The 24,123-nt window shown below is 61.2% G+C and carries 25 protein-coding genes and 1 pseudogene; 20 read left to right on the top strand and 6 right to left on the bottom strand.

What is annotated here, in order from left to right; translation table 11 throughout:
- Window positions 1-524: 524 nt before the first annotated feature.
- Together GGD61_RS41030 and GGD61_RS38590 are read right to left on the bottom strand one after the other, a co-directional pair.
- Entirely contained in the window at window positions 525-740 is a 216-nt protein-coding gene (locus GGD61_RS41030; RefSeq protein ID WP_157343537.1) for an AlpA family transcriptional regulator, read from the bottom strand.
- Between the two features lie 348 nt (window positions 741-1,088).
- Window positions 1,089-2,876, bottom strand: a complete 1,788-nt coding sequence (locus GGD61_RS38590; protein WP_210311343.1) for a hypothetical protein — start codon at window positions 2,874-2,876, stop codon at window positions 1,089-1,091.
- A gap of 1,390 nt (window positions 2,877-4,266) precedes the next feature.
- Here GGD61_RS38590 and GGD61_RS41365 point away from each other — a divergent pair.
- Window positions 4,267-4,389, top strand: coding sequence for a hypothetical protein (locus GGD61_RS41365; protein ID WP_283814590.1), 123 nt, complete (start codon window positions 4,267-4,269; stop codon window positions 4,387-4,389).
- Window positions 4,390-4,826: 437 nt separating this feature from the next.
- On the opposite strand, the gene GGD61_RS41545 is transcribed toward GGD61_RS41365, so the two are convergent.
- On the bottom strand, window positions 4,827-5,051 hold the full coding sequence (locus tag GGD61_RS41545) for a hypothetical protein (protein WP_183232356.1): 225 nt from the start codon (window positions 5,049-5,051) through the stop codon (window positions 4,827-4,829).
- 235 nt (window positions 5,052-5,286) lie between these two features.
- Here GGD61_RS41545 and GGD61_RS38580 point away from each other — a divergent pair, with 235 nt between their 5' ends.
- Entirely contained in the window at window positions 5,287-5,490 is a 204-nt protein-coding gene (locus GGD61_RS38580) for a hypothetical protein (protein ID WP_183232355.1), read from the top strand.
- A 347-nt stretch (window positions 5,491-5,837) separates the two neighbouring features.
- The gene (locus GGD61_RS38575; RefSeq protein ID WP_183232354.1) at window positions 5,838-6,164 is read left to right on the top strand and encodes a DUF736 domain-containing protein; all 327 of its coding nucleotides are present in this window, start codon (window positions 5,838-5,840) and stop codon (window positions 6,162-6,164) included.
- 115 nt (window positions 6,165-6,279) lie between these two features.
- On the opposite strand, the gene GGD61_RS38570 is transcribed toward GGD61_RS38575, so the two are convergent.
- Together GGD61_RS38570 and GGD61_RS38565 are read right to left on the bottom strand one after the other, a co-directional pair.
- The gene (locus GGD61_RS38570) at window positions 6,280-6,690 is read right to left on the bottom strand and encodes a hypothetical protein (RefSeq protein ID WP_183232353.1); all 411 of its coding nucleotides are present in this window, start codon (window positions 6,688-6,690) and stop codon (window positions 6,280-6,282) included.
- A gap of 164 nt (window positions 6,691-6,854) precedes the next feature.
- Window positions 6,855-7,088, bottom strand: coding sequence for a helix-turn-helix domain-containing protein (locus GGD61_RS38565; protein ID WP_183232352.1), 234 nt, complete (start codon window positions 7,086-7,088; stop codon window positions 6,855-6,857).
- Window positions 7,089-7,317: 229 nt separating this feature from the next.
- Here GGD61_RS38565 and GGD61_RS38560 point away from each other — a divergent pair, with 229 nt between their 5' ends.
- The 16 genes from GGD61_RS38560 (at window position 7,318) to GGD61_RS41015 (ending at window position 21,307) form a co-directional block, all read left to right on the top strand.
- Window positions 7,318-7,581 carry a DNA -binding domain-containing protein gene (locus GGD61_RS38560; RefSeq protein WP_183232351.1) on the top strand — a complete coding sequence of 88 codons (264 nt, stop codon included), beginning with the start codon at window positions 7,318-7,320 and terminating at the stop codon, window positions 7,579-7,581.
- A gap of 111 nt (window positions 7,582-7,692) precedes the next feature.
- Window positions 7,693-7,902, top strand: a complete 210-nt coding sequence (locus GGD61_RS41020) for a transcriptional regulator domain-containing protein (protein WP_091878676.1) — start codon at window positions 7,693-7,695, stop codon at window positions 7,900-7,902.
- A 61-nt stretch (window positions 7,903-7,963) separates the two neighbouring features.
- Window positions 7,964-8,479: a DUF2285 domain-containing protein gene (locus GGD61_RS38555; protein ID WP_183232350.1), complete on the top strand. Its 516-nt coding sequence runs from the start codon at window positions 7,964-7,966 to the stop codon at window positions 8,477-8,479.
- Between the two features lie 203 nt (window positions 8,480-8,682).
- On the top strand, window positions 8,683-8,934 hold the full coding sequence (locus GGD61_RS38550) for an AlpA family transcriptional regulator (protein WP_091878671.1): 252 nt from the start codon (window positions 8,683-8,685) through the stop codon (window positions 8,932-8,934).
- 15 nt (window positions 8,935-8,949) lie between these two features.
- Window positions 8,950-10,056, top strand: coding sequence for a replication initiator protein A (locus GGD61_RS38545; protein ID WP_183232349.1), 1,107 nt, complete (start codon window positions 8,950-8,952; stop codon window positions 10,054-10,056).
- A complete protein-coding gene (parA, locus tag GGD61_RS38540) occupies window positions 10,053-10,691 on the top strand; it encodes a ParA family partition ATPase (protein WP_183232348.1) in 639 nt (212 codons plus the stop codon). Before GGD61_RS38545 ends, parA begins: the two co-directional genes overlap by 4 nt.
- Window positions 10,688-10,942, top strand: coding sequence for a hypothetical protein (locus GGD61_RS38535; RefSeq protein WP_183232347.1), 255 nt, complete (start codon window positions 10,688-10,690; stop codon window positions 10,940-10,942). The genes parA and GGD61_RS38535 overlap by 4 nt, the downstream gene beginning before the upstream one ends.
- The gene (locus tag GGD61_RS38530) at window positions 10,939-11,457 is read left to right on the top strand and encodes a DUF2840 domain-containing protein (protein ID WP_183232346.1); all 519 of its coding nucleotides are present in this window, start codon (window positions 10,939-10,941) and stop codon (window positions 11,455-11,457) included. Before GGD61_RS38535 ends, GGD61_RS38530 begins: the two co-directional genes overlap by 4 nt.
- Entirely contained in the window at window positions 11,454-11,999 is a 546-nt protein-coding gene (locus GGD61_RS38525) for a S26 family signal peptidase (protein ID WP_183232345.1), read from the top strand. Before GGD61_RS38530 ends, GGD61_RS38525 begins: the two co-directional genes overlap by 4 nt.
- 35 nt (window positions 12,000-12,034) lie before the next feature.
- The gene (locus GGD61_RS38520) at window positions 12,035-12,370 is read left to right on the top strand and encodes a DUF736 domain-containing protein (RefSeq protein WP_183232344.1); all 336 of its coding nucleotides are present in this window, start codon (window positions 12,035-12,037) and stop codon (window positions 12,368-12,370) included.
- Window positions 12,371-12,374: 4 nt separating this feature from the next.
- The gene (locus GGD61_RS38515; RefSeq protein WP_246786180.1) at window positions 12,375-13,283 is read left to right on the top strand and encodes a lytic transglycosylase domain-containing protein; all 909 of its coding nucleotides are present in this window, start codon (window positions 12,375-12,377) and stop codon (window positions 13,281-13,283) included.
- 880 nt (window positions 13,284-14,163) lie between these two features.
- Window positions 14,164-15,903: a VirD2 family relaxase/mobilization nuclease gene (locus GGD61_RS38510; RefSeq protein ID WP_183232358.1), complete on the top strand. Its 1,740-nt coding sequence runs from the start codon at window positions 14,164-14,166 to the stop codon at window positions 15,901-15,903.
- Between the two features lie 41 nt (window positions 15,904-15,944).
- The gene (locus GGD61_RS38505; RefSeq protein ID WP_183232342.1) at window positions 15,945-17,927 is read left to right on the top strand and encodes a conjugal transfer protein TraG; all 1,983 of its coding nucleotides are present in this window, start codon (window positions 15,945-15,947) and stop codon (window positions 17,925-17,927) included.
- Window positions 17,928-17,934: 7 nt separating this feature from the next.
- Window positions 17,935-18,366, top strand: a complete 432-nt coding sequence (locus GGD61_RS38500; RefSeq protein WP_183232341.1) for a ribbon-helix-helix protein, CopG family — start codon at window positions 17,935-17,937, stop codon at window positions 18,364-18,366.
- Between the two features lie 1,564 nt (window positions 18,367-19,930).
- Window positions 19,931-20,476: an IS30 family transposase gene (locus GGD61_RS41780; protein WP_409362497.1), complete on the top strand. Its 546-nt coding sequence runs from the start codon at window positions 19,931-19,933 to the stop codon at window positions 20,474-20,476.
- 195 nt (window positions 20,477-20,671) lie between these two features.
- Entirely contained in the window at window positions 20,672-21,307 is a 636-nt protein-coding gene (locus tag GGD61_RS41015) for a hypothetical protein (RefSeq protein WP_246786179.1), read from the top strand.
- Between the two features lie 540 nt (window positions 21,308-21,847).
- Here GGD61_RS41015 and GGD61_RS38485 read toward each other — a convergent pair.
- The gene (locus GGD61_RS38485; RefSeq protein WP_183232339.1) at window positions 21,848-22,282 is read right to left on the bottom strand and encodes a hypothetical protein; all 435 of its coding nucleotides are present in this window, start codon (window positions 22,280-22,282) and stop codon (window positions 21,848-21,850) included.
- Window positions 22,283-23,040: 758 nt separating this feature from the next.
- On the opposite strand from GGD61_RS38485, the pseudogene GGD61_RS38480 reads away from it, so the two are divergent.
- A pseudogene (locus tag GGD61_RS38480) lies at window positions 23,041-23,172 on the top strand (hypothetical protein); the annotation flags it as partial.
- Window positions 23,173-24,123 lie beyond the last annotated feature (951 nt).

The raw sequence follows: 24,123 nt of genomic DNA, 5'->3' as shown, positions 1-24,123 counted from the left end.
CAATGCGCGCCGACAAAACCGATCTGAGCTTCGAAGCAATGATCAACCTGACCGCCGCCGTGATAAACTCAAGATGAATCCAAACAGACCCTAGTTCACAGGCTCTTGAAATGAACTTGATAGACGCGCGACGCGCAAAAGCACCTGAGCATGCCCCGCTGAAGGGTGAGCGTTGAAATGACTCCGAAGTCACTCTGGGAGTCAAATTTGTGCTGAGCGACTCGGGAAAGAGCGGTGGGACAGGCTCCGTCGAGAACTCATCAAGAAGCTTGCTTCGCCCGTGTCATTTGTGGGGCTCCCCGGTGGGGGACTTAACGGCCACGAGATGTGGGACTATCGAAGAAAACAATCGGCACCACAGTGCTTCTGAGTGTCGAAATCGTCTGCAATGATTGGCACGACATTCGCCACTGGGAACGAATCCCACCGTCGAGCGTGGAAAACTGAGCGCGGTTGGTGAGTGCAGCGGCATGAAGGATGTAGCGCACATTGTTCGCCTGTGGAATTCTGGTGTTTATCCCTATCTAATTCACGTCCAGTCCTTTCGACGCACTACAAATCACAAGATTCTTGCGATCCCAAGCGTCAAGCTCGCTCACTGGGTATAAGACGGCCTTCCCGATCTTGATATATGCAGGCCCGATTCGCATCGCGCGCCAATTCCGCAGCGTGCCAACAGTGACCTCGTTACGATATCGTGCGGACACCTCCTCCGGGGTAAGGAATTTCGCGTCTGTCATTCGTCTTCTCCATCACTCCGCCGCACGAGACGTCACGGTCGAGACAGTCGAGACGTTGACACCCAGAATGACAGAAGAAAACGATATTCTCGATGACCACGCATAGCTCTCGTCAAATCGCGACGAGTTGGCGCGTCGACCGTCGTTGATAGTCGCAAGATGGCGTGACAGGGCGTAGCAAAAATACTTGCGCCTCTCGGCCGCAGGTAAATGATGTAGCGAAGGCTGTGGGTACTGTCCTGAGGCCGGAAGCGGATTCTGGTCGCGCACTACGCCTGGGAAGGCCACATGGCGCGCTCCCCTGCCTCCGGTGAGCCTAGCGCTCGTTGCCCCACGCTCAACGCGGCTTCAATGATTGTCCCGATGTAGATTCAGCTTGAGCTTGTCCTGGTATACGCCGATCCGCTTCCTTGCTCGCTCAATGACGTCACCAAAATGAAGCAACTCAAAATAGGTCTCACCCAACGGCTGCCGAGTGCGAGGGTCCAAGAGGGCGCTCGATTGAAACCATCCCTGGCCGACTGAAAACGGAGTCCAAGTTCCGCTTAGACGCAGTGGATTGACAGTATCGCCGATAAGATATCCATAAAACTTCCTTAGCCGGCCTCCTGACTTGGCCGCGAGCAAATGAGCGTACTCTGAGAGATCTCCGACATGCTCGTCCATCGACACTCCCGGGGCCTTGAACTCGACAATGATGGCTGAACCCTCTTTGCTGAAGAGAGCAATGTCTGGCCGCTTTCCGCCATTGTCGTCTGCCCGCTTGGCAAGCAGCTTTTGAAACTCCTGGTCGATGTCAGTTTCGAAAACACTTTCGCTGTCATTCCAGCGGATGCTTGATAGCGGGACGTCTGAGGCGATGTAATCGAAATAATGGTATTCCTCACTCAGAAGCCAGATGTCGTGGTCAGCGACCTCAGTGCTGTCTTTGCGCATCGGGAAGAAGATGCTGTGGATGATCTTCTCGTCCTTCCGGCGGCCGCCATCCGCGACGGCCTGTCCCGCGAGCTGCTTACGACACGCAAGATCAAGAATCTGTACGATTGCGGCACGGCGGACTATCAATTGCGATAGGTTCGCCATGTCAAATGCTTTGAGGGATGACGTATATTTCCACGAAAGCTCGTTGATCTTAGCGCGAAACTGCTCCGAATCCGGCTCGGCCTTTATAATTTCCTCTTTGAGTTTGAAGATCTCCGCGGTCTCATCAATGATTCTTTCTTGATATTTTTTTAGAACGCGCTCAGCGACCGACTGGGCCGCTTCGCCATAAACGATGCGTGTCGAGGTATCCTGGAGCATCGCCTCGCTGACACCAAACTGGTCATTGACTTGCTTCAGAACGTCGTCCTTGTCCCAATCCGCAGGGACGACCATCTCCTCGATGATCGGATCAATCGCCTCGTGAATCGCTGCGTAAGACAGCTTTTCGGCTGAAAACATGTCTCCACTAGGTATCTCGTCAGGGATGTTGTCGAAGTCGTCGCGCTGCTCGTTCACGCGCTGATCCAGATAGTCGCTTTCGATCAGCACGATGTGGTGAAATCCGCCGACTGGATTATTCTGCTCCGTTCGGGTCCGCAGGTAATAGGGGGTGATATCCTTCACGGGCGAGGATTTCGCGCAAAACGCGATGGCATTTCGGGGTAGATCGAAGAGGCTCGCGTCGAGCTGGTAGTGAGAGAGCTTAAACCTTTGATGCGTTGCTAAACCATCGCCAGTCCTCGGATCTCGTTCCTCAACGTCCACCTCCCGCTCAGCCGTAACTTTCGGCAAGTCAGAATGCCTCAATAGCTCGACCTCTTCGGCACCTTTCCAGTGGCGAGTGGTGAACTTGATCTCGAAGCTACCGAGCCGGCTCGCAAGGCCAACCAACCTCTGAAGGAAGGCAACCAGCATTTGCTTCTTCAGAGCGGGCGCGGAGAACAGGGTGCTAGGCGGCTCTGCCTGCTGAATCCGCGCGAGAGCGATTTCCTTGAATTGCTCCAGCCGTACGATTGTCCCGATCGCGCCTTCACTTCCTGTGCCGGTTTCGAAGTCTTCAGGGTCGATCTGCTTCTGCGGCTCTGAATAGCGCAATTGGCGCCTCAGGATATCAACAAGCTTCGACAGAACCCGGGCGGCGAGCACCGACACGGGCTGCATCCTTATGACGACGACGCCAACATCATCGATGGCTTGGTGGAGGACGAGCAGAGCAAGCTTGGATCCGGGCCCGCTCCCAAGACCATCCGCAATCAGGCTTCAGCGCAACGAAAGTTCAGTGATTGGCTTCGAGCAACGGGCAGGGAGAGCTTCGCGAGCCGGATCAACGGCGATTGGTATCAGCGACGGTCGTTGGACACAGATTACCAGGAGTTCACGAAAGCCAATGGGATGTTGGCATTGGCTTCAAGAGGCTTGCGCAGTATATGCAAGTCGTCGAGGCAAACAGGGCGCTGGGTGTCGCCTTCCCAAGGCAATCAAGTCGCGAGCCGCAGCTTGCGGAGGCGAACTCATGGTCGCCGGGGGGCGCCGTCCGACTTCGACCCGAGTGAGAGGTCGGCGCCGGAGCGCGCACCAGCACGGTCATCAGACATCTACCGGGGTCTTGACTCTCTAGTTGATCTGTCGTCGACATCCGCAAGATGCGCGTGACGATGCCCAGTCTGCCCCGGCGTTCAGGGCCGCCGCCAGACCGCCGCTCTTCGCCGGCCAGTCAGGCGCGCCAGCTCGGTCGTCAGACATCTACCGCGGTCTTGAGTCTTTCGTCGATCTGCCGTCCACGCCGCAGTCGGTGGCGGATTTCCTGCTCGACGTACTGGACAACAGAATGCTGTTGCCGAGTCCGTACGTTGTCGCACAACCTGCAAGACGCTCCCATAAGCCAGCAGAGGAATAACTATGACTGCGGCGTCTTCGTGATTGATGGCACCCGGGCGCTGGTCAGTCGATTGGCGGCAAGTCCGCAGCCAGACCTGAACCTCAAAACTCGTCGTCGATCGGCAGGCACTGCAAATCCGTCTGAGCGGCTGAACGCAGCGGGCTGAGGGACGCGCCCGGCAACTCGGCGCGTCCCATGCGGGGCTTCGGCTGGTAGAGCTGGCGGGACCGGCTCTTGGCGACCTGGCGGATCGTCTGTGGTGAGCTGCGTATCAGGACGAAGACGACATCGCCTCCGCTTTGCAAATCGGCCGGTCCGCAGTTCGAGATGCGCGCTCTTCAAATCCTGTTGGCAAGCTGGCTGAGAAACAAGTCGATTGGCCGGACCGCGGTAGTCAAGTGGCCTTGACTTCAGGCCCGCTAGACTTTGCGGGATCCGGCACGTTCTTCAACCGACGTGAGCCAGTGCATGGATTTCTCCGGGAAGACTTTGCCTGGGCGAAGGCGGCTCGCGACGACAACAGCCTGCCGGAATGCTGATTCCGCTCGAAATCGCTCACGATTCCGAAATGAAATCGCCCGGGATGAAGCGGCCTGGCTTTGATAGGTCACCTTCTTTCGGCTTTTGGAGGGAGTGGATCGGATGCCGATGGGGAGGCTCGCGATGGAAGAGCAAACACTTCACCAGATAGACAGCACCAAGGTCATCGAACAGTCGCTGTGCCTTGGCAAGCGTCTCCCACTTTCGGCTTCTGGATTCTACATCGCCGTTATTGCCCCCGCATGAAACATAGCCAGTCCGTCGTCGATCGTCACGGTGCGGATTGCAATGTCCGTGTCCATATGCCCAATTATACGCCTATGTCTTCAATCTCCATCCCTCCGCGCAAGGCGGCCTTCGCCGGAGCGATACGATTTGTTTTTTGCGTACTGATCTGCTGCGGGCAGTTGAATCGCGCGCTTAGGTCTCCGAGTCGCCAATGCACCTGAGGGGTTGTGCAGGAACGCGGATCATGGCTGCGTCCAGATTGTCGATGCGGCTCGAAGAGCTTTCAAGTTGGATTGAGTTGCCAACGTCTCATCTTCTTTCGATGCGAACGGCATTTTGTTGACAGCGCCTGTTTGCCGCTATACGCACGCTCGCCGCCGTGGTGGTGATGGTGGAAGGTGCGACCGTCAGACGTTTGTCTGACGGAGCCCACCGGCATGATCATCTTAGGATCCCTACTCGTCATCTTCGGCCATCGGCTTATTCTCTTGGCTGGTGTTCATGCTTGCTTCGCACTCCCGGTCTTCGTTGGCGTGACGATCGGCATCTGGGCCTTCCACACCGGCGCCGGCATGCTTGGCAGCATAGCAACGGGCCCGGTGGCGGGCAGTGCGACCTTCGGCGTCGCCCAACTTGCGCTCGCTCTCGCGCCATGGGCTTGGCTTCGGCTCCTGATCCATCCTTCTCTACATCGCGCCCGCGACCCTCGCCGGCTATAGCGCCACGCACGGAATCGCCATGATGGCGATGCCTTCACCGATCTGGCAAGGCGATATTTGCCGTCGTCGGCGCCGTTGCCGTCAGCATCACGGCGTTTGTTCGCTTCAAGGGAATGGCCGCGCCCGGACCTGCTGGGCATGGTAGCGCCCTCTGAAGGCGTCGCGTCGACGGGCGGGACTGGACCAGATATCCGCAATGCTCGCGGTCCTCATCGTCGAAATTCGAACGAGAGCGGGATGGCCGTTGAAGCTCGGATCGTCGAGCTTGCGCCTCGGCTTCGTCACGATGATCATGGAGGCATGGACCAAGCGGTCGCATCTCAAGGATACGGCCGACTATAAATGTGAACGGGCCGCGCGGCTGACGCGTAATCACGACGCCAAATCCGTCCGTTGCTGAAGGGAGAGGGCGTGGTGTCACCATCGAACTTACTTGCCGGCCTCTCGGTACGGTCGAACTCGCCACGTTCTCCTTGACGTCAGTTCTGTAGGCCGAGCGCACCAACGGCCTCTTCGATGGATTGATCTGCCCGAAGGACGGCTGACGCCTCGACCGCCTAAGGCGCAACAGCGGCGTCACAACTTTCTTCCCCTGCCGGCTGCGCCGTCATTCCTCGCGGGAGCCAAGAAAGCTGCTCCTTCGCTGTCAGGCTCTTCGGGGTGCGCCGTCGATCGCCTCCGGCCTGTCGATCACCATCGAGGCCGCAAGGTGCGGGCTCGGAAAACAGAGATCAAAGGAGAACCACCATGGCGACCATCGGCACCTTCAAGAAGACCGGCAACAACGAGTTCACCGGCGAAATCGTCACTCTCTCGCTCCAGGCCAGGAACGTCCGTATCGTCCCCGAAACCAACCGCTCCGGCGAGAACGCACCGAGCCACCGGATCTATGTCGGCCGCGTCGAGATCGGGGCCGGCTGGTCCAAGCGCTCCAACGAGGGTCGCGACTATCTGAGCCTCAAGCTCGACGATCCGAGCTTCACCGCTCCGATCTTCGCCAACCTCTTCGACGACGAGGATGGCGAGGGCTTCAGCTTGATCTGGTCCCGCCCCAGCCGTCGCAACGGCGACTAACCCGACGCACAATGCCTCGCCCGGCTGGTCCGGGCGAGGCATTGCAGCGGTCAAGAGCCGCGAAGGCACCTCGTGTGCCGTGACGGCATAAACGGGACGGCGTGACCGATGCCGATCAGCGGCCGCGTGCCGATTTGATCGGCCGTCTTTGATTGGTCTCTACCACGGTTTCAACAATGTCTCCCCAGTCGGGACAGATCGCGACGAGGCGATCCAGCACCGTAGGATCCCGCTCGATCTGTGCGAGCGCCTGAGCGCGCCATTGGTCGTTGAAGCTGACGCTCATCAACCCCAAACATTCGACGACCGAACTGTCAGGCGGCAAGTGTTCCAAGATCGCCGTCACTATGCCGGTCCATTGCTGAAGCAGACGCCAGTGCTCAGCGGCGGTCCCAGTCTCCAATTTCTCTTGAAGGAGATCAATCAGCAAGCGGAAGCGAGTTCGCCAAGGTTGGGGCCTGAGGTCCCCGACGTAAGCGTCCACGACTTCGCGGATGTCGGCTGGCAAGTGCTCATACAGGGTCATAAAGCCCACTCCATCTCGCCCAGCATGCCGTTCCGCCCCTGGACAGATATGCGTCTCTGGAGAGAGACCAGATTTATGTAAGGTCGCCTATCAACTTTTGCGTGAATCAATGCTCCGTTGATTTATAGCGCATGAAGGCTGCGATGGAGCACAAATTCGCTCCCTCATCGGGCGCGATGAGGATGAACCGCCGTTCGTTTGATCAAGTCTGTTGCCTCGACACCTAGGGCCTCCGCGATTCGGCCGAGCACGGTCACGCTGGCCGACACGTCTGCGCGTTCAATTGCGCCGACGTAACGGACGCTTAGTCCGGCGCCATCGGCCAACTCTTCCTGCGTCAATTTCTTCACATGACGTATCCGACGCAGATTGATCGCCATGACCTCCTTGAGATCCATGGCGACAAGGGAACTCATATCGGAACGATCGTTCCAGGAACGATCGTTCCGATTCGTGCGGCGTCGTGCTATTCATGGCTCTGCTAAAGGCCTTGTTTGCCTCTGGCGGGGAGCAACGTGATGCAGTCCGCGCATCGCGGGGTATAACCGCAGCTCCATTTCAAGGCTTGCAACGTTTCGGGTCGCCAACCAATTGAGACGTTGCTTCAATGCTGAGGGCTTGATTGCAATGAGCGAAACGTCTTTTCGGGACAGGCCGCCAAAAACCGATCGCTTAAACGCCTACGACGAAAAACATCTTGCAATCTACGTCCGGTTGTTGATGGCCGAAGAAGAGGGGGCCGATTGGCGTGAGGTGGTCCACGTGATCTTCGGCCTCGACCCTGTTCTGGAACCGGATCGCGCCAAAACCGTCCATGACAGCCATCTCGCCCGTGCGCGATGGATGGTGCAATCCGGATATCAGCAATTGTTGCAACCGCGGATGCAGTGAGCTGGGCCCAATCATGCAAATTGCGATCTCATGTGATGCAACCTCAGGGTCTAGTCTCCCGTGCCGCCTTTTTGGATCGTGGCGTGGGGCACAAAGACGAGAAGACCGACCATGCCAACCCAGTACTGGCGCTCGCCGGAGACCATCGAACGCCTGAACCGCCTTGAGCGTCCCGGATTTGCCTTGGAATTCCTTCGCCGCAACGCCGACTATCGCCGCGACTTCGCCCGAATTGAGCGCCAGATCGCGCGCGAGGGCGCTGATCCCGACACCATCCGAATGAGTTTCGCACGTCGATGGAGGTTGCGGTGTCGCCCATGATCCAGTCTCTCCGGTAGGGCCCGAGCCAGCCATCTGGCTTCCTGTGGCATCACCGGGGACCTTGATCCTGGAGACGGCGCCGCCGGGCTTCGATACCCTCCGTTCGATTGATCGCGTTGCGTTGGGGCGGTCGCTCGTCGAGCTGTCCGATGCTGACGGTCGCGCTCTGGCCATTGCGGACGGGTCGGGTGAGCTGCACGTCCGGTTGCGTGACGAGCAGGCGCTGCGCCACCCTGCCGTGCTTGTGCCGCTCGACAGCATGGGCGAGCTGCGGGCCGAGGTGGCGCTACACCTCGCGCGCTGCCTTGCTGGCCACCGTACCGGTCTTCTGCCGGTGGCCTTGCGGCTGACGGCCTTCCAGAAACGGCGATTGATTCAGCTTCTTCACGCCTTCGACGTCCACGACCTCGGCGGCGGTCCGCGAGACGTGGCGGCGAAGGTGCTCGCCTCGGACCACGCCCGGCGTCGCTCGGTCGAGTGGAAGGATTCGCACGCCCGCCGCAAGGCGAACCGCCTCATTCATGATTCGATAGCCCTGGTCGAGCGCGGTTATCTGAAACTCCTGCGCGGCCTCTGACAGGCGCCTCGATTCCTCCAAGCCACGCCCTCGTGTGTTAACCCGCGCCTCGCTGCTGCACGTGGCTTCGCCAGGTTGCGACTGTGGGGGGACACAATCGCACGCGAATTTTCGTCCACCCCCAACGCCAACACTCTCCGCCACTCTGGCCCTGACAAGCCGCGACTTGGCTGCGGCGCTTCAAGGCAAGACGGAGATCGCCCATGCTCGACCGAACCGCGCAGCTCACGACGCGCTACGTGCGCACGCCCGAGGCCGCGCGCCTCCTTGGCCTCTCGCCGCGTACACTTGAGAAATATCGCTGCCATGGCAACGGTCCGACCTTCCGCAAACTCGGCGGCCGCGTCGTCTATTCTATCGGCGATCTCGAAGCCTGGGCCGATCAGGCCGCTTGCAGCTCGACGTCGGACCCGCGCTACGTCGAGGCCCGCGCCGCCGGCAACGCGCACCGCTAAAGGCAACGCTCGCCCATGTCGTCGCGCCGCCTCATCACGTCCAGCGAGCGAAGCAAGCTCGATCCGTTTGTTATCGCCACGGGCGATGCCAGCCCGCGCGATCAGCGCGACCTGATGGAACGGCCATTCTTCTCGCTCGCCAAAGCCAAACGCACGCGCCCGATCCTTTATCAGGCCGGCGACATGCGTGTCGAAGTCTATGCAGTCCCCGAGCACGGTATGGCGACCATTTGGGATGCCGACGTGCTGATTTGGGCGGCGAGCCAGATCGTCGAGGCTGAGAACCTTGGTCTAAAGACCTCGCGCTTCCTGCGCTTCACACCCTATCAGCTTCTGATCGCGGTCGGCCGACAGACCGGGGCGCGGGAGTACAAGCTGTTGAAGGGCGCACTGGCCCGTCTGCAGGCGACCGTCATCCGCACCAGCATTCGGCAGGACGAGCATTGGCGGCGCCACCAGTTCTCCTGGATCAACGAATGGGAAGAATGCGCGCGACGCGACGGCCGCGTGGAGGGCATGGAATTTGTCCTCCCCGATTGGTTCTATCGCGGTGTCATCGATCGCTCGCTCGTTCTTACCATTGACCCGGCCTACTTCAGCCTGACCGGCGGGATCGAGCGTTGGCTCTACCGCGTCGCGCGCAAGCATGCCGGCCGCCAGCCGAGAGGGTGGTTGTTTGAGATCGCACACCTCCACGAGAAATCCGGCAGCCTCGCCAAGCCCGCTGACTTCGCCTTTGACCTCCGCCGCATTGCGGCCCGTCAACCGCTGCCAGGTTACCGCCTGAGCTTCGAACGCAGCGAACTCCTGCGCATCTTGCCCGTCAAGTCATTCACAGCATCTGTGGATGGTGCTGTGAATCATCTCGGGACTTCGGGCGTTCGCGCTATCGGGACTTCGGGCGTAACCGTATCGGGATTTCGGGCGTGCAAACCACAGCTAACGCTTTGGGCGGAAACGACGATCTCACGCCCTAACTTAGAGTCTAACTTAGAATCTAACTGTTGTAGTGGGTCCGTGCGTCCTGCGGATAACGCGGACACGAGCGCTGATCCGCCAACCAAGCATCAAAGCCAACGATCCTTGCCGCTCCTCGACCGCAAGTCGGGAGGCAAGCGATGATTGTCGCGGTGCTCAACCAGAAGGGCGGCGTCGGCAAGACCACGCTCGCCTTGCACCTCGCCGGCGAATGGGCGCTACGCGGAAGGAGCGTGACGCTGATCGATGCTGACCCCCAGGGCTCGGCATTGGACTGGTCGCAGCAGCGCGCGCGGGAGAACGTCGCACGGCTATTCGGCGTCGTTGGCCTTGCGCGCGACACGCTCCACCGCGAAGCGCCGGAGATCGCGCGCACGGCCGATCACGTCGTCATTGACGGACCGCCGCGTGTCGCTGGATTGATGCGTTCGGCGCTGCTGGCGGCCGACCTGGTGCTGATCCCGGTGCAACCCTCGCCGTTCGACGGCTGGGCATCGGCCGAGATGCTCGATCTGCTGCGTGAGGCCCGCATTTATCGTCCGCAGCTTGCCGCTCGCTTTGTGCTCAACCGTTGCGGCGCGCGGACGATCATCGCACGCGAGACGGCTGAGGTTCTTGCCGATCACGACCCGCCGGTGCTCGCCAGCACCATCGGCCAACGCGTCGTCTTCGCTGACGCTGCGCAGTCGGGTCGGCTCGTCTTCGAGTTCGCCGAGCAGAACGCCGCCGCCCGCGAGATCACAGCTCTCGCCGCTGAAGTCGCGAGATTCGCGCCATGAGCGAGCACCCCACCAGGCGCGGCTTCGCCTCGCGTCCCGGCGATGCCGAAAGCTGGATCAAGGCCAGCGACACACCTCAACGCAGCAAGGATGACGCGGCCGCATTCACCGCCCCTCTGACCATTGACGTCACGCCGGCGCTGCGCGGCCGCATCAAGGTGGCCGCCTTCCAGCGCGGCGTCACCGTCGCCGACATGCTGCGCGAGTTGCTGGCGCGAGAGTTCCCCACAGATACCGGAGAGCCGTCATGAACGATAATGAGGCCTTGCCGCCACGTGCCGTGCCGCCTTCGCACCGGCGCGACGTTGTATTCACCCATGTCGAGCTGACCTGGATCGAGAAGCGGATTGAGCACTGGTTGCGCTTCGGCCGTCGCACGGAAGAAAAGATCCTCGACCGCCGCCGCAGCGTTTCAAGTTTTGCACCCGGCAGCATCTTCGGCTTCGTCCGCTGGGCCTCGAACGACTATGGCACCGTGGTGTCGCGCATGGACATCGTGCGCACCGTGGAGGCGGGCCAGCGCTATCAGACACTGCCGTTCGTTCGGCCCGGCGGCGAGATCCTGCTGCGCGTCGATAGCTGGCCGAAGGTCGAGCGCGTGTTGCAGGCGATCGACGCCATCGAGGCGCTCGCCATCGATCCAGCCGACGCTGCGCCCGAATACTGGCGACATCTCCACAACCGTCTCGCCGCCGACCACGTGCCGCGTGCCTACACGCGCGAGCAGCATGTCGCCTGGCTCAAGCGCCGGAGCGTCATGCCATGACTCGCTTCGGCTATCTCATGTTGACCTACATTGCGGCGTTTGCTGGCTGTGGCTTGGTGTTCGTTCATCCCGCGCCGCGGCTGATCTGGAACGCCACCGCGAGTACGCCAACGGGCTTCTACACGCTGCATCCGGTCGGACAACTGCGCGTCTTGGAACTCGTTGTTGTGCGGCTCCCAGAGCCGATCGCGAATGCACTCGCCGACGGAGGCTTCCTTCCGAAGGCTGTGCCGTTGCTGAAGCACGTCATGGCGCTGCCCGGGCAGACCGTGTGCCGGTCCGGCGATACCCTCACGGTCGATTCTGTCGACGTCGGCGCCGCACGCGATCGCGACCATCTCGGCCGTCAGCTGCCGCGTTGGAGCGGATGCTCGACGCTCCGGTCTGACGAGGTCTTCCTCATGAATCCGACCGTCCCTGACAGTCTGGACGGCCGCTATTTCGGCTTGCTGCCTATCAGTTCGATCGTCGCGCGTGCGATCCCGCTTTGGACGGATGAAGCCGCCGATGGCCGCTTCGTCTGGCGCGCCGCGACCCAGTAGCCCGCTTCTCAACCCGCCAAGCAAGGAGGTTTCCCATGGCACAAATCGGCCAGTTCACCCGCGAAAAGTCCGGCTTCACCGGACGCGTTGAAACGCTTTTCTTCGAGCGGATTCTCACCCTCGTCCCAGCCGAATCCTCGGATGCCGAGAACGCGCCGGACTACCGCATCCGCCTAGGCGATGCCGACGGCCCGGAGATCGGCGCTGGCTGGAAACGCACTGGAGAGAAGGCCGGCGACTACGTTTCGCTCATCATCGACGATCCGGCGCTGTCGCGGCCGATCCGCGCGAATCTCTTCCAGTCGGGCGACGACAAATCGGCCTGGACGCTCAGCTGGAATCATCTACCTCAGCGGGCCGAGCGGGATTGATTGCATGCAGGGTCCCGTCACGCGTGCCGCCGATAAGGCGCATCGAAGCTTCATCCCTTTGCTTGCGGCAAAGCCGTCTCATCCCTCCGGTCCGCGCAACCGTCGGCCAGCCGCCGCGCACAGCGGTGGTCAAACCGGCGGTCCGCACGCACCGTCGGCAAGCGGCACGACGCCTTGTCGTGATGGCGGAGCCGCGGCGGGCCTTGCCGTTCTCCTCCTTACCGGCCTGCTGGTGATTGGCGGGTCAATGCCGGCAGTGTCAGCAGAGAAAGCGCCGGCGCGCGGTCAACCGGCGAACGATCGCTATGTTACTTTCGTGACGGAGGCCGCGCAGCGCTTTGGCATTCCGGCAGCATGGATTCGCGCCGTTATGCGCATCGAGAGCAACGGCGATCGGCGTGCCGTGTCACCCAAGGGCGCGCTCGGCCTGATGCAACTCATGCCCAAGACTTGGGCAGACATGCGTGCGCGCCATGGTCTCGGGCGCGATCCCTTCGATCCCCGTGACAACATCCTCGCGGGTGCCGCCTTCCTTCGCGAACTGCACGACCGCTACGGCTCGCCGGGCTTCCTTGCGGCCTACAATGCAGGCCCTGGCCGCTACGAGGATTTTCGCGATCGACATCGTCCGCTGCCGGCGGAGACCGTCGCCTATGTCGCGGCCATCGTCCCTTTTGTCGATGCGGAGGGGGCACCAGGACCTCTTCTCCTCGCGGCATCTTCTCCGTCATCCTGGGCGCGGGCGCCGCTGTTTTTCGACCACGTTGACGGGCCGTCATCTGCCGCGCGAGTGACAGTCGATCGACCGGCCCACGATAGGCCGGCTCTCGTTCCCGTACATGATCTCTCCGCAATCGCTCCGCAGTCGGAAGGCCTGTTCGTCGCGCTCAGGCCAACAGGACGATCGCAATGACTGCACCGCGTCGCCAACATGAAGGCTTAGACCGATGCACGTCAACGAGCAGCCATGCTGCCGATATCTGGTCACTGGTCGCGCGATGGCGGCTTAACAGCGCATGCGCGCTCAGGTATGCGTCGGCAGCAGAGCTGCGGGAGGGAACGAGCAGGGAAAGAAGACGCGCAAGCAACGGCCGTAAGCGTCCGGCAGCTGCACATCGGGCAACTCAGGAGATCAGTCGTAAGTTTCCAGGTTCGCGGGCGCCCCGTGACGGACATTCGATTTGCTTTCGAAGCACTGCAACCCGATGATGACGCTAAGACTTTTACGCTTGCTAATGAAGGACCCTTGTTTACGCGGCAAGAGTTCGCGGAGGAGTGCGAAAATATCGTGCTGATGGAATACGGGCGATGCCTTCGGCCCGCGCTCTACTCGTCGCTTCGCTCCTCACCGAGCCACCCTACGGGTGTCTCGGCCCTTCGGGTGACGATCGCTATCGCAAGCGCTCGCTTCGCTCGCAAACGGTGGCGGCTTCGCAAGTCAACTGACAAGCCGCCGTGGCTATTTCGCAATGAAACGGCCACAAGCCGGCGTGTTCGGGCAGGCGCTATCGAAGGATTGACCGCAACGACCCGAACTGCATTTTGTCGCAAATCGCCGCGAGTACCGAGAGTCTGTTGGCTTGGAAGCTGGGCCCTGGGAACCAGCGACCGGGAGACCACGACAACGACCGAACGAGGGCGAGATAAAAGGCCGCAATGTGCGGCTCGGTCGGTCGGTTGTTGTTGCTCTGCTTTTTTGCTCATCCGGCAATGTGTGGCTTCGGCACGCAATGTGCGCTCCGCCATTAACTCATTGCAAGGATTCTGCATTTCGCACATTGCCGAGGCTGGCCATGGCTGAGGAGAAGGAATTTCAGCCTCGGCCCGGCCGCATCCGCTCCTCGCGGAGCCAGCGGGCCAAGCCCTTCATCACCCAGGCGCTTGCCGCCGCGCAGCGCGCCGGGGGCGGCATTTCGCGAGCAGGCCATCTCGCCAGCCATCGTCATTCGCGCTTCGGCCGCGGCCGGGTTGCCAGCGAACGGGCGAACCGTCTGCTCACCGGCCGCTCGCGTCTGGTGACGGTCAAGACCCGGGTCGTCCGTCATAAGGCGCGTTCGGCGCCGCTCGCCGCGCATCTCGGCTATCTCCGGCGCGAGGGCGTCACCCGGGACGGGGAGAAGGCCCGGCTGTTCGGCCCCGACACCGACGATGCCGATGCGAAGGCGTTCGGTGAGCGCTGCCAGAATGACCGGCACCATTTCCGGTTTATCGTCTCGCCGGAAGACGCGGCCGATATGGCCGACCTCAAAGGCTTCGCGCGCGAACTGGTCGGCCAAATGGAGAGGGATCTCGGGACCAGGCTCGATTCGGTCGCCGTCGATCACTGGAATACCGAGCACCCTCACGTCCACATCATCGTGCGCGGCGTTGCTGAGGACGGCCAGGATCTCGTGATCTCCCGTGACTACATCAAGCAGGGGATGCGTGCTCGCGCGCAGGACCTGGTCACACAGGAGCTCGGACTGCGCTCCGATCTCGACATTCACCGCTCGCTCGAGAGCCAGGTCGAAGCCCAGCGCTGGACACAGCTCGACCGCCAGCTTGTTCGCGACGGAGGTCGCCACGGCGTGATCGACCTTGCGCCCGATCCATCGCAGCAGCCCGATCAGTTCCATGCGCTGAAAATCGGCCGGCTGCGGCGCCTGGAGAGTCTTGGCCTTGCGCACCACGTCGGGCCAGGCCAATGGGTCATGGATGAGGCTGCGGAGACGACCTTGCGCGAGCTCGGCGAGCGCGGCGACATCATCAAACGCATCCACCGCAGCCTCACCGAACGCGGCATCGAGCGCGGGACCGCGAGCTACGTGCTGTCAGGCGAAAGCCTGGACGCCCCCGTCATCGGACGCCTCGTCGATCGCGGTCTGGATGACGAACTCAAGGCGACCGCCTATGCCGTGGTCGACGGCGTCGATGGCCGTACTCACCATATCAAGTTCCCCGATCTCGACGCCGCCGGCGACAGCGCACCGGGGTCGATCGTCGAACTCCGCAAGTTCGACGACGCACGAGGACAGCGCCGCGTGGCGCTGGCCGTTCGTTCTGATCTCTCGATCGAAGCGCAGGTGACGGCAAGTGGCGCGACGTGGCTCGACCGGCAGGCGGTCGCGCGCGATCCGGTGGCACTGGGTCAAACTGGGTTCGGCGCCGAGGTTCGACAAGCCATGGAACGGCGTGCAGAGCAGCTCCTCGAGCAAGGGTTGGCCGAGCGTCAGCAGCGTGGGCTGGTGTTCGCAAAGAATATCATCGGTACGCTGCGCCGCCGGGAGTTGGAGGCTCTCGGAGAGCGGCTTGCGGCCGAGACGGGTCAGCCGTTCAACTCGTCAGCCGCGGGCGAGTATGTCACTGGGACCTATCGACAGCGCTTCGTGCTCGCCTCCGGCCGCTTCGCGATGATCGACGACGGTCTCGGCTTTCAACTCGTGCCCTGGACGCCCTCACTCGAAAAGCAGCTTGGGCGACAGGTCTCCGGCGTTGCCCGCGCTGACGGTGGAGTCGATTGGGGTTTCGGACGCAACCGGGGGCTCGGCCTGTGAACGATTCCTCCTATCACCGACGTCAGGAAAGGGCGGCCGCCATGTCCGCGACCAAAATACTCTGGGGGCAGGTCATCACTGTCCTGGTGATCGTCCTGCTGACGTTCTGGACCGCGACGGAATGGACGGCCTGGCGACTCGGCTTCCAAGCGCAACTGGGGCAGCCCTGGTTCGAGCTGTTCCACTTTCCAGTCTACCTTCCCCCCGCTTTCCTCTGGTGGTGGTACGCCTATGATGCTTATGCGCCACATATCTTCATCGAGGGCGCCTACATCGCGGCATCGGGCGGCATCATCGCTGCGGGCGTGGCAATCGGCATGTCGGTCTGGCGCGCCCGCGAAGCCAAGAATGCCGAGACCTATGGCTCGGCACGATGGGCAGAGGCGAAGGAGATCGGGCAGGCTGGTCTGCTCGGGCCGGACGGCGTCGTGCTCGGCCGGTTCGACCGCGCCTATCTCCGCCATGATGGACCAGAGCATGTCCTGTGCTTTGCGCCGACCCGGAGCGGCAAGGGCGTCGGCCTCGTCATCCCGTCGCTGCTGACCTGGCCGGGATCTGCGATCGTCCACGACATCAAGGGCGAGAACTGGCAGCTCACCGCCGGCTTCCGGGCGCGGCACGGCCGCGTCCTTCTATTCGATCCCACCAATGCGAAATCGTCAGCCTACAACCCGTTGCTGGAAGTGCGCCACGGCGAGTGGGAGGTGCGCGACGTCCAGAATATCGCCGACATCCTGGTCGACCCGGAAGGCAGTCTCGAGAAGCGGAACCACTGGGAGAAGACAAGTCACGCGCTCCTGGTGGGCGCAATCCTCCACGTCCTCTATGCCGAGGAGGACAAGACGCTCGCCGGCGTCGCAGCCTTCCTGTCCGATCCCAGGCGGCCGATCGAATCGACACTTGCCGCGATGATGCGCACCGCGCATCTCGGCGAGACCGGTGTCCATCCGGTCGTCGCCTCAGCTGCGCGCGAGCTCTTGAACAAGTCAGGCAACGAGCGCTCCGGTGTTCTCAGCACCGCGATGTCGTTCCTGGGCCTCTACCGCGACCCGGTCGTAGCGGAGGTGACGCGGCGTTGCGATTGGCGGATCACCGACATCGTCGGCGCAGAGCGGGCGACCACGCTGTACCTCGTCGTGCCGCCATCGGACATCAATCGCACCAAGCCGCTGATCCGGCTGATCCTCAACCAGATCGGCCGCCGCCTGACGGAGGATCTCCAGGCCAAGGCCGGCCGGCGGCGGCTCCTCCTGATGCTCGACGAATTCCCCGCGCTCGGCCGGCTCGACTTCTTTGAATCGGCGCTCGCCTTCATGGCCGGCTACGGCATCAAGAGCTTTCTGATCGCCCAGTCACTGAACCAGATCGAGAAGGCTTACGGGCCAAACAACTCGATTCTCGACAACTGCCATGTCCGGGTCAGCTTCGCGACCAACGACGAAAGGACGGCGAAGCGGGTGTCCGACGCATTGGGCATGGCGACCGAGATGAAGGCAATGAAGAACTATGCTGGCAGCAGGCTGGCACCTTGGCTCGGTCACCTCATGGTGTCGCGGTCGGAGACCGCCCGTCCGCTGCTCACGCCCGGCGAGATGATGCAGCTGCCGCCGTCAGATGAGATCGTCATGATGTCGGGCCTCCATCCGATCCGCGCCAAGAAGGCGCGTTATTACGAGGACCGACGGTTCCAGGAGCGCATCCTCGCACCGCCAGTGCTGACCAAACCCAATTGCAGCCGGCCGGACGACTGGAGTTCACGGCCACTGCCGCCGCGCCCGACAGCGGCAGCGGCCTCGGCGGACGATGAATGCGACACAGAGGACCCGAAGACGGCTGACCGCCGGCAGCAGCCGGAACTGGCTCGTGACCCCGTGGAGAGGAGAGAACCCATCGATAACGACTTCGCCTCGGAATTTGCCGACGAACTCGAGGAAGATGCTCCGCGGATCGGACGCCTTAACGACATGATGCAGGGCGTCGCACGCCAGGCAGCTCTCGATCCCGGCGACGATCTCGGACTGTGAGGCAGGCATGACCGCGCCAAACAAGAAAGCCCAGATGTCGGTCTATCTCGATCCTGATGTCATGAAGACGCTGTCAGCCTATGCCGCCCGGCGCGAGCAGTCGATGTCGCTCATCGCAGAGGCAGCGATCGCGTCCTTCCTGTCGCCGGACGCCGACGAGCGGCGGGAGGCCGCCATCGCCAAGCGACTCGATCAAGTCGATCGCCGTATCGCGCGGCTCGAACGCGATGTTGGGATCTCGGTCGAGACGCTGGCCTTGTTCGTTCGCTTCTGGCTCACGACGACACCGCCACTCCCAGAACCGGCTGCAAAGGCGGCGAGGGCGCAAGGGGGCGCGCGATGGGATAATTTCGTTGCGGTGCTCGGGCGACGGCTCAGTCAAGGGCCGAAACTGCGACAGGAAATCACGGAGGATATTCAGGAGGGCGAGCCAACGTGAGGAACAGCCGCCCAATAGTCGATGGTCGCAAGCCGCGTGGACGAAAATCCCGCCGCGGTGGGGGGCAATGCCGTGCATCGCGAGCAGCTCTTGTGCTAGAACCGATGCTGCGTAACCTGCGCGTCGTTTCCTGCCTGCCCCTGCTTGTGGGCGCTTTCCACTGCACCACCGACGGCCTCTTGCTCCGTGGCATATGGGCCGGAGTACACATCCTTGAGCGAAACAGCCCGTTGCCCCTTATGGCGCACGACGAAGTATTGAACCCGGTCATCGGCATAACCTATGGTGAACACCACCCGCTCTGATCATCCATGGTAGAAGTTAGCGGCACGTGACTCGGGGCCCGCGCATACAAAAGGCGCTGTCCCTACCACGCGCCGCTAACTTCAACGCAGCCAGCCTTCGCGAGCAGCACAAGTGGCAGTGGTTGTATTGTTCCGGAAAGTCAGCGGCACAACTACCAGGAGTGGTCCGCGCCTCAGCCATCCTACCTACTTGGCATTCAATCCTTCCACTTTAGAAGCTCACGTATGCGCGCAGCGATCTTCCCTGCCTCTTCCGGCCGAAGGCTGGGTTTCAAGTTGTCGAGTATGCCTAGCACCGCGTGAGCCTCCGCGGCATTAAACGTCGCGACTTCGCGATCTGCTTGGCTCAAAGACTGATCGTTCGCACGGGCCTGATTGGCTGCAAGTAACGCGAGCGTTTGCGACCGCAATGAGGTGATGTGCCGCTCGAATGTGTGCATCCGCTGGCCTGTGCTACCCTGTAAGGTGGAATCGCAAGCGATGGTGGCCAGCCCGTGCCCTGCAGACGGGCTAGCCACCGTTGCTCCCGAGAGGCTCAAACTCTCAAAGGTGCTACCAAGTAGTATCGTCGAGAAGTAACCGCGGCACCTATCAAAATTGGTAGGGACGAGAATACAAGGAGTGCGAGCTTGCTCAGCGCGGTCGTTACATTCAGACTTGAAACACAGCACGTTCTATTGGACGCCGCAGATGGCGGAGTGGTTTTTACAAAACTCACCTAGGGGTCGCTCATATCGCTCCGACTGCGAAGGATTTTGCTGTCACGTTTGGCGTCAGACATTGGGGCGCTATGCTTCGCCAGCCTCAGGGGCCGAAGACTTGGCGAATGGGACATGCTCTTGGCCTTCGGCCGGAGACCCATCAAACCTAGGCATACCGGACAACAGCCAACGGCAGCGCGTGCGTTGACTTACGCTCCTGAGGGGCCAGCCCTTGGTGATCAACGCCTGCTTGGATCATCCAGGGTAGAAGTTAGCGGGCACGTGACTCGGCGCCCCATGCGAATAAAGGCGCTGTTCTTACCACGCACCGCTAACTTCAACGCCGCCAGCCTCCACGGCGGAAGAAGCTGACGGTAGGACGCCTCCCGGACGACAAGACGATGCGCATCAGCCACGAAGCCGTCCATCAGGCTCTCTTCGTTCCGAGCCGCGGTGTACTACGTAGCAAACTGACGGCCGCTTGCGAACCGGACGTGTGTTGCGCGCGCCCAGGTGGCGCGTACCAGGCGGGGCAAGGGCTTTGTCTCGCCGGAGACCATGATCCGGGAGAGCCCCGCTGCGCGCCTATCGTGCCGGGACATTGGGACGGAGACCTCATCCTCGGTCTTGGCAGCTGGCGATCGGCACGTGGTCGAATGCCCCACGCGCATCACAATGCTATTGCAACTCTCCCAATTACCCGGCATGGCGAAGCCGCGCAAGAAGAACGGACCTGCGCTTGCGGGACACGGGCCGAAGCCGTGCGTGACGCGATCTCGCGCACCATCATCACGCACCATCATCACTTTGCCCGAAGAGCTACGTCGCAAGCCGACTTGGGATCAAAGAGCCGAATGGCTCAGCACGACCGTCTCAAGATCGATGCGGGTATCCAAGTCTTACTTCTGCGATCCTCAAAGCCCTTGGCAACGCGGCACTAATGAGAACACCAACAGCTTGCTGCGGCGGTACTTCCCGAAAGGCACAGACCTGAACATCCACAGCGCCGAAGAGATATCCGCTGTAGCAGCGGTCCTGAATGCCCGACCGAGAAAGACACTGGGCTGGAAACCGCCGGCAGAAACACCTAACTGCCATGAGTGAAACCGATCCAGTGCCATGATAGCGGCATTGCCTCGCCCCAGCCGCATACCGATCAATGCCAATGCATGTTGCTTTCAAATTTCGCACCATCAACTCCTTCTTCTGAGGAGTTGCCTTTTCATGTCGGGACACGCTGAATCTGCAGCACCGGCGCGAACTAGTGCGCTTCCAATCCAGCAACAAAGGAAACCTGGTATGACCCCTATAGAGGAGTCCTTTATTCGAGCAGTAACGTTGCTTGGGGGTCCAAAGCCGACCGAGCAACGGGCTGAAATCGTCGCCCATCTGGATACTATTGTAGATTATGCGCGCGACGATGCCGAGGAGCGCCTAGCCCATCGTTTCAAAAAGATGACCCTGAATCACCTCGACAGTATTGGTCGAGATGCGTTGGCCATTGTCGAGGAAAAAATGGACCTGGCTCTGATGGCCACCGAAGAATTAATTATAGCTATCGTTGAGCGCAAGCGGCGGAAAATAGGATCCGGGCGAGGTCCATGCAGGAACTTGCAACCTGGCAATACACCGGCCGGTGGTCGCGAGCAGATAAGCGTGAGAGGCTACGATCTCCACCAAAGACAGGCACGCAGCGTCATCGGACAAACCAATAACCTTCATACTTGCAGACGGCGCATGACTGGAAGACCATCGAGCGCGGGGTTCATGGTCTACTTGTTCGGGCCCGACGGGAATATTGTGCACTCCGCAAGACTGATTTGCGCTGATGAGGAGACGGCTATGCAGCGAGCAAAGCAATTAGCCGAGACCAATAGGGTCGAGCTTTGGCAGCTCACTCGCAAGATTGCGAGCTATCCGTCACGCGAGAACTGAGGCGCTTGGTTTGCGCAATGATCCCTCTTAACCTTGACCATGGCGTTTGTCCCTCGCAGAGGTGACCCCGGCGTCCCGGCGGCGCTCCAGCTCTTGCTCAAGGATGTCCAGGGCGAGCACCGAGTTGCGACATTGCGATTTCAACGCCCGTCAATGCCATGACTGAGCCGACGTATTCCCATCGCTCTGTCGCCAACCCTCCAGCTCGAGTATCCGGCCGAACTCAATAGTTGGCAGCTGGCCCTGTCTATCATTACCCGGGCCCTGTTGCGCCCGCCTCGACTTTACCCCCGTGCGACCGAACCTGGTTGCGAGAGACTTGTCGGCTCAAGGTGCTGTGAGCGGCACCGATTTCCCTGCCGCACTCACGGATGCCGATCAATAGCTCATTGCTCATAGTGCATGGCGCCCACGCTCGTGTCTGGTGCACGGATTTGAAGGTCTGCCTCTGGTCAAGTCGAGCGCCCACAAGGACCCAGCGAATTCACTGGCGAAAGATCTTCCCACAGCGCATCGGAGTTCAACCAGCAGGAGCAACCTTCAAGCCGGAAGGCGAGCACGGATGCAAGCGACCGACACACCACTACGACCGATCCAATCGCTGTAAGCGACGCGATCGAAATAGCGCCGGCTGGTGATGATCGTCGTTTGATCATCATGCGAGATATAGGGGGAGCCGTTCGGGTTGACTTTGATCTTGGCCGCAGACTCGGAGTCATAGCGCCGACCAGGCTGCAGCCAGTGTAGCTCGGGCACTCGGGAAAGTTCTTTCCGCGGCACGCCGGGCATGTCCATGATTGCGACTTCGAAGCTGTGGACCTGCTGATCGCCCGGAGTTGTTGGTTCAGAAATTTCGCGCTTAATCTTGGCTTCGGCCATCGCGCGTATCGCAGCGCGGAGCTGCTCGATCGCAGTGGTGACGGCATCCTGCAGCTGTTTCTGAGCCGCCTCGCGGAGCGAGTGGACGCGCGTCAAATTGTCTTTCCGCTCCTTTTAGCGGCAGCAGTCTTTGCTTCCATCAAAGCGATGGTCGACTCGACGGTGAGCCGCGGGTATGCTCAGAAAAAGACGCGGCGCATCTACCGCAAGTTGGACCTGCAATTGCGCCACAGAACGCCAAGCGCCGGATCAAGGCAGCGCAAACTCTCGCCAAAAATGGTCCCGTTTTCTGGTCTCAGATCACGCCGCTTGCAGCATCAACTGCAGGGCGCTTAAACTCTAACCGTGATGACCCAGAGCCTCGCAGGGTGTCCCGACCTACAGTCGAGCTTCGGACATCGATGTCTCGGAGATGACACGACTTAATATTGTCTGGTTCTTGCCCGAGTGATAACTGGAAGTGTTCGTCCTGTCCGTCGTCAGATGATTTGAGACCGGTTAGGCGTTTTGAGAAGCGGGAGGCGCGTTGTGTCACAAGGAAACGCTCGTTGAACAATATTTCGCACATCCATTGCTTGAGATGCAAAGGACCGTTCACGATCGTCGCGACCCAAGTCTAAGGGTTCAGTTTGGTGATTGGATGCATTTGCAAAATTCGCTTGCTATTGTTGCCGATGCCGAGCAGCCGGTTAGGCGGATTGAGCTGCTGTCAGTCGCCGAGCGGGCGCATTTGTTGTAGGATCTGAGCCGGACGGCTGCGGCCTATTCGTCGGGACGGTGCATCCATGATGCTGTTCGAGGCGGAGGTGCGCCGGAGGCGGTGGCGGTAGTCTGCGCGGAGGAGCGCGTCAGCTATGGCTGTTCAATGCGCGGCCAACCGCCTGGCGCATCATCTGATCGCCCTCAGGGTGACGCCGGACCAGCCGGTGGCGATCTGCGTTGCGCGCAGCGTGGGCCTGCTGCCGATCCTCAAGGCGGGCGCGGCGTATCTGCCGCTGGACCCAGCACATCCGGACGCGCGGCTGCACCAGGTGCTTGCGGATGCGCCGCTGCCGCTGGCCGACACGGCCGGACGATCCGCGCTCGGCCAGCGAGGCGCTGGCGGCAAGTCGCCCGTCTTTAGCACCGCCGTGGCAGCGTACCGCTTTCACCCAATAGCACGACCGTACAGACCGCCAGCCTTGGCAGCTAACGAAGTTCTATTCGGAGCGCTATGGCAGGCTTCCTGCAGGCCTCCTACAAGTTCGCCGAACTCGACACCGCCCAGGGCACGGCAAACGGGATCGACAACCAGCCCCACCAGTGATGCCCACGAACTGGACCGGGGTCTATCTCGGCGGCACGACCGGCGCTGGCAAGGGCCGAAGCCACTATGCGGATCCGTTCCCGACACCGGCGTCGGGCGACTACGCTGACCTGGCTAGTGCCCTGTTCGGCGGTCAGATCGGCATCAACTACCAGACCGGCTCTTGGGTCCTGGGTCTTGAGGCTTCGGGCTACTGGGCCAACATCCGAGGCACCAACACCTGTTTTGGTGCCTCCCGAACCCGCAGATTGCCGGCTTCAACTGCGGCAGCCAGATCGACGCTCTTGGCGCTCTGACCGGGCGCGTCGGATACGCGTTTGACCGCACGTTGCTGTACGTCAAGGGCTGCTCCGCCTAGGATTGTCAGACTAACCAGTTCAACACGGTCGGTATTGGCGGCACCATACTGACGAATGGCAACACGAGCTGGGGAAGGACGGTCGGCGGCGGTAGCCCCACCGGCTCCCGTGAAGGTAGCACTGGGCTCATTCTAAGACGTCGCTCGTGAAGAACCGTCGCAGTGCTGGGCTCAAGCCATATTTGGTGCTGGGACGGTGTCGAAGGATGCTCGGATGATGGCACGCAAGAGCTCTGCGAGCCATCGCAGGAGCAGGCCGAAGTTGTAGCCGGC

The organism is Bradyrhizobium sp. SBR1B (genome assembly GCF_014198205.1).
In the GTDB taxonomy this organism is placed as follows: domain Bacteria; phylum Pseudomonadota; class Alphaproteobacteria; order Rhizobiales; family Xanthobacteraceae; genus Bradyrhizobium.
The sequence above is the reverse complement of the archived record's forward strand: the minus strand, read 5'-3'. Positions and strand labels throughout refer to the sequence as shown.

What these genes read in the sequence shown, in the direction of transcription:
- GGD61_RS41030 (WP_157343537.1), bottom strand. Translation starts at nt 740, where the DNA reads ATGACAGACGCGAAATTCCTTACCCCGGAGGAGGTGTCCGCACGATAT.
- GGD61_RS41365 (WP_283814590.1), top strand. Translation starts at nt 4,267, where the DNA reads ATGGAAGAGCAAACACTTCACCAGATAGACAGCACCAAGGTCATCGAA.
- GGD61_RS41545 (WP_183232356.1), bottom strand. Translation starts at nt 5,051, where the DNA reads ATGGATCAGGAGCCGAAGCCAAGCCCATGGCGCGAGAGCGAGCGCAAG.
- GGD61_RS38580 (WP_183232355.1), top strand. Translation starts at nt 5,287, where the DNA reads ATGCTCGCGGTCCTCATCGTCGAAATTCGAACGAGAGCGGGATGGCCG.
- GGD61_RS38575 (WP_183232354.1), top strand. Translation starts at nt 5,838, where the DNA reads ATGGCGACCATCGGCACCTTCAAGAAGACCGGCAACAACGAGTTCACC.
- GGD61_RS38570 (WP_183232353.1), bottom strand. Translation starts at nt 6,690, where the DNA reads ATGACCCTGTATGAGCACTTGCCAGCCGACATCCGCGAAGTCGTGGAC.
- GGD61_RS38565 (WP_183232352.1), bottom strand. Translation starts at nt 7,088, where the DNA reads ATGGATCTCAAGGAGGTCATGGCGATCAATCTGCGTCGGATACGTCAT.
- GGD61_RS38560 (WP_183232351.1), top strand. Translation starts at nt 7,318, where the DNA reads ATGAGCGAAACGTCTTTTCGGGACAGGCCGCCAAAAACCGATCGCTTA.
- GGD61_RS41020 (WP_091878676.1), top strand. Translation starts at nt 7,693, where the DNA reads ATGCCAACCCAGTACTGGCGCTCGCCGGAGACCATCGAACGCCTGAAC.
- GGD61_RS38550 (WP_091878671.1), top strand. Translation starts at nt 8,683, where the DNA reads ATGCTCGACCGAACCGCGCAGCTCACGACGCGCTACGTGCGCACGCCC.
- GGD61_RS38545 (WP_183232349.1), top strand. Translation starts at nt 8,950, where the DNA reads ATGTCGTCGCGCCGCCTCATCACGTCCAGCGAGCGAAGCAAGCTCGAT.
- parA (WP_183232348.1), top strand. Translation starts at nt 10,053, where the DNA reads ATGATTGTCGCGGTGCTCAACCAGAAGGGCGGCGTCGGCAAGACCACG.
- GGD61_RS38535 (WP_183232347.1), top strand. Translation starts at nt 10,688, where the DNA reads ATGAGCGAGCACCCCACCAGGCGCGGCTTCGCCTCGCGTCCCGGCGAT.
- GGD61_RS38530 (WP_183232346.1), top strand. Translation starts at nt 10,939, where the DNA reads ATGAACGATAATGAGGCCTTGCCGCCACGTGCCGTGCCGCCTTCGCAC.
- GGD61_RS38525 (WP_183232345.1), top strand. Translation starts at nt 11,454, where the DNA reads ATGACTCGCTTCGGCTATCTCATGTTGACCTACATTGCGGCGTTTGCT.
- GGD61_RS38520 (WP_183232344.1), top strand. Translation starts at nt 12,035, where the DNA reads ATGGCACAAATCGGCCAGTTCACCCGCGAAAAGTCCGGCTTCACCGGA.
- GGD61_RS38515 (WP_246786180.1), top strand. Translation starts at nt 12,375, where the DNA reads ATGCAGGGTCCCGTCACGCGTGCCGCCGATAAGGCGCATCGAAGCTTC.
- GGD61_RS38510 (WP_183232358.1), top strand. Translation starts at nt 14,164, where the DNA reads ATGGCTGAGGAGAAGGAATTTCAGCCTCGGCCCGGCCGCATCCGCTCC.
- GGD61_RS38505 (WP_183232342.1), top strand. Translation starts at nt 15,945, where the DNA reads ATGTCCGCGACCAAAATACTCTGGGGGCAGGTCATCACTGTCCTGGTG.
- GGD61_RS38500 (WP_183232341.1), top strand. Translation starts at nt 17,935, where the DNA reads ATGACCGCGCCAAACAAGAAAGCCCAGATGTCGGTCTATCTCGATCCT.
- GGD61_RS41780 (WP_409362497.1), top strand. Translation starts at nt 19,931, where the DNA reads ATGATCCGGGAGAGCCCCGCTGCGCGCCTATCGTGCCGGGACATTGGG.
- GGD61_RS41015 (WP_246786179.1), top strand. Translation starts at nt 20,672, where the DNA reads ATGACCCCTATAGAGGAGTCCTTTATTCGAGCAGTAACGTTGCTTGGG.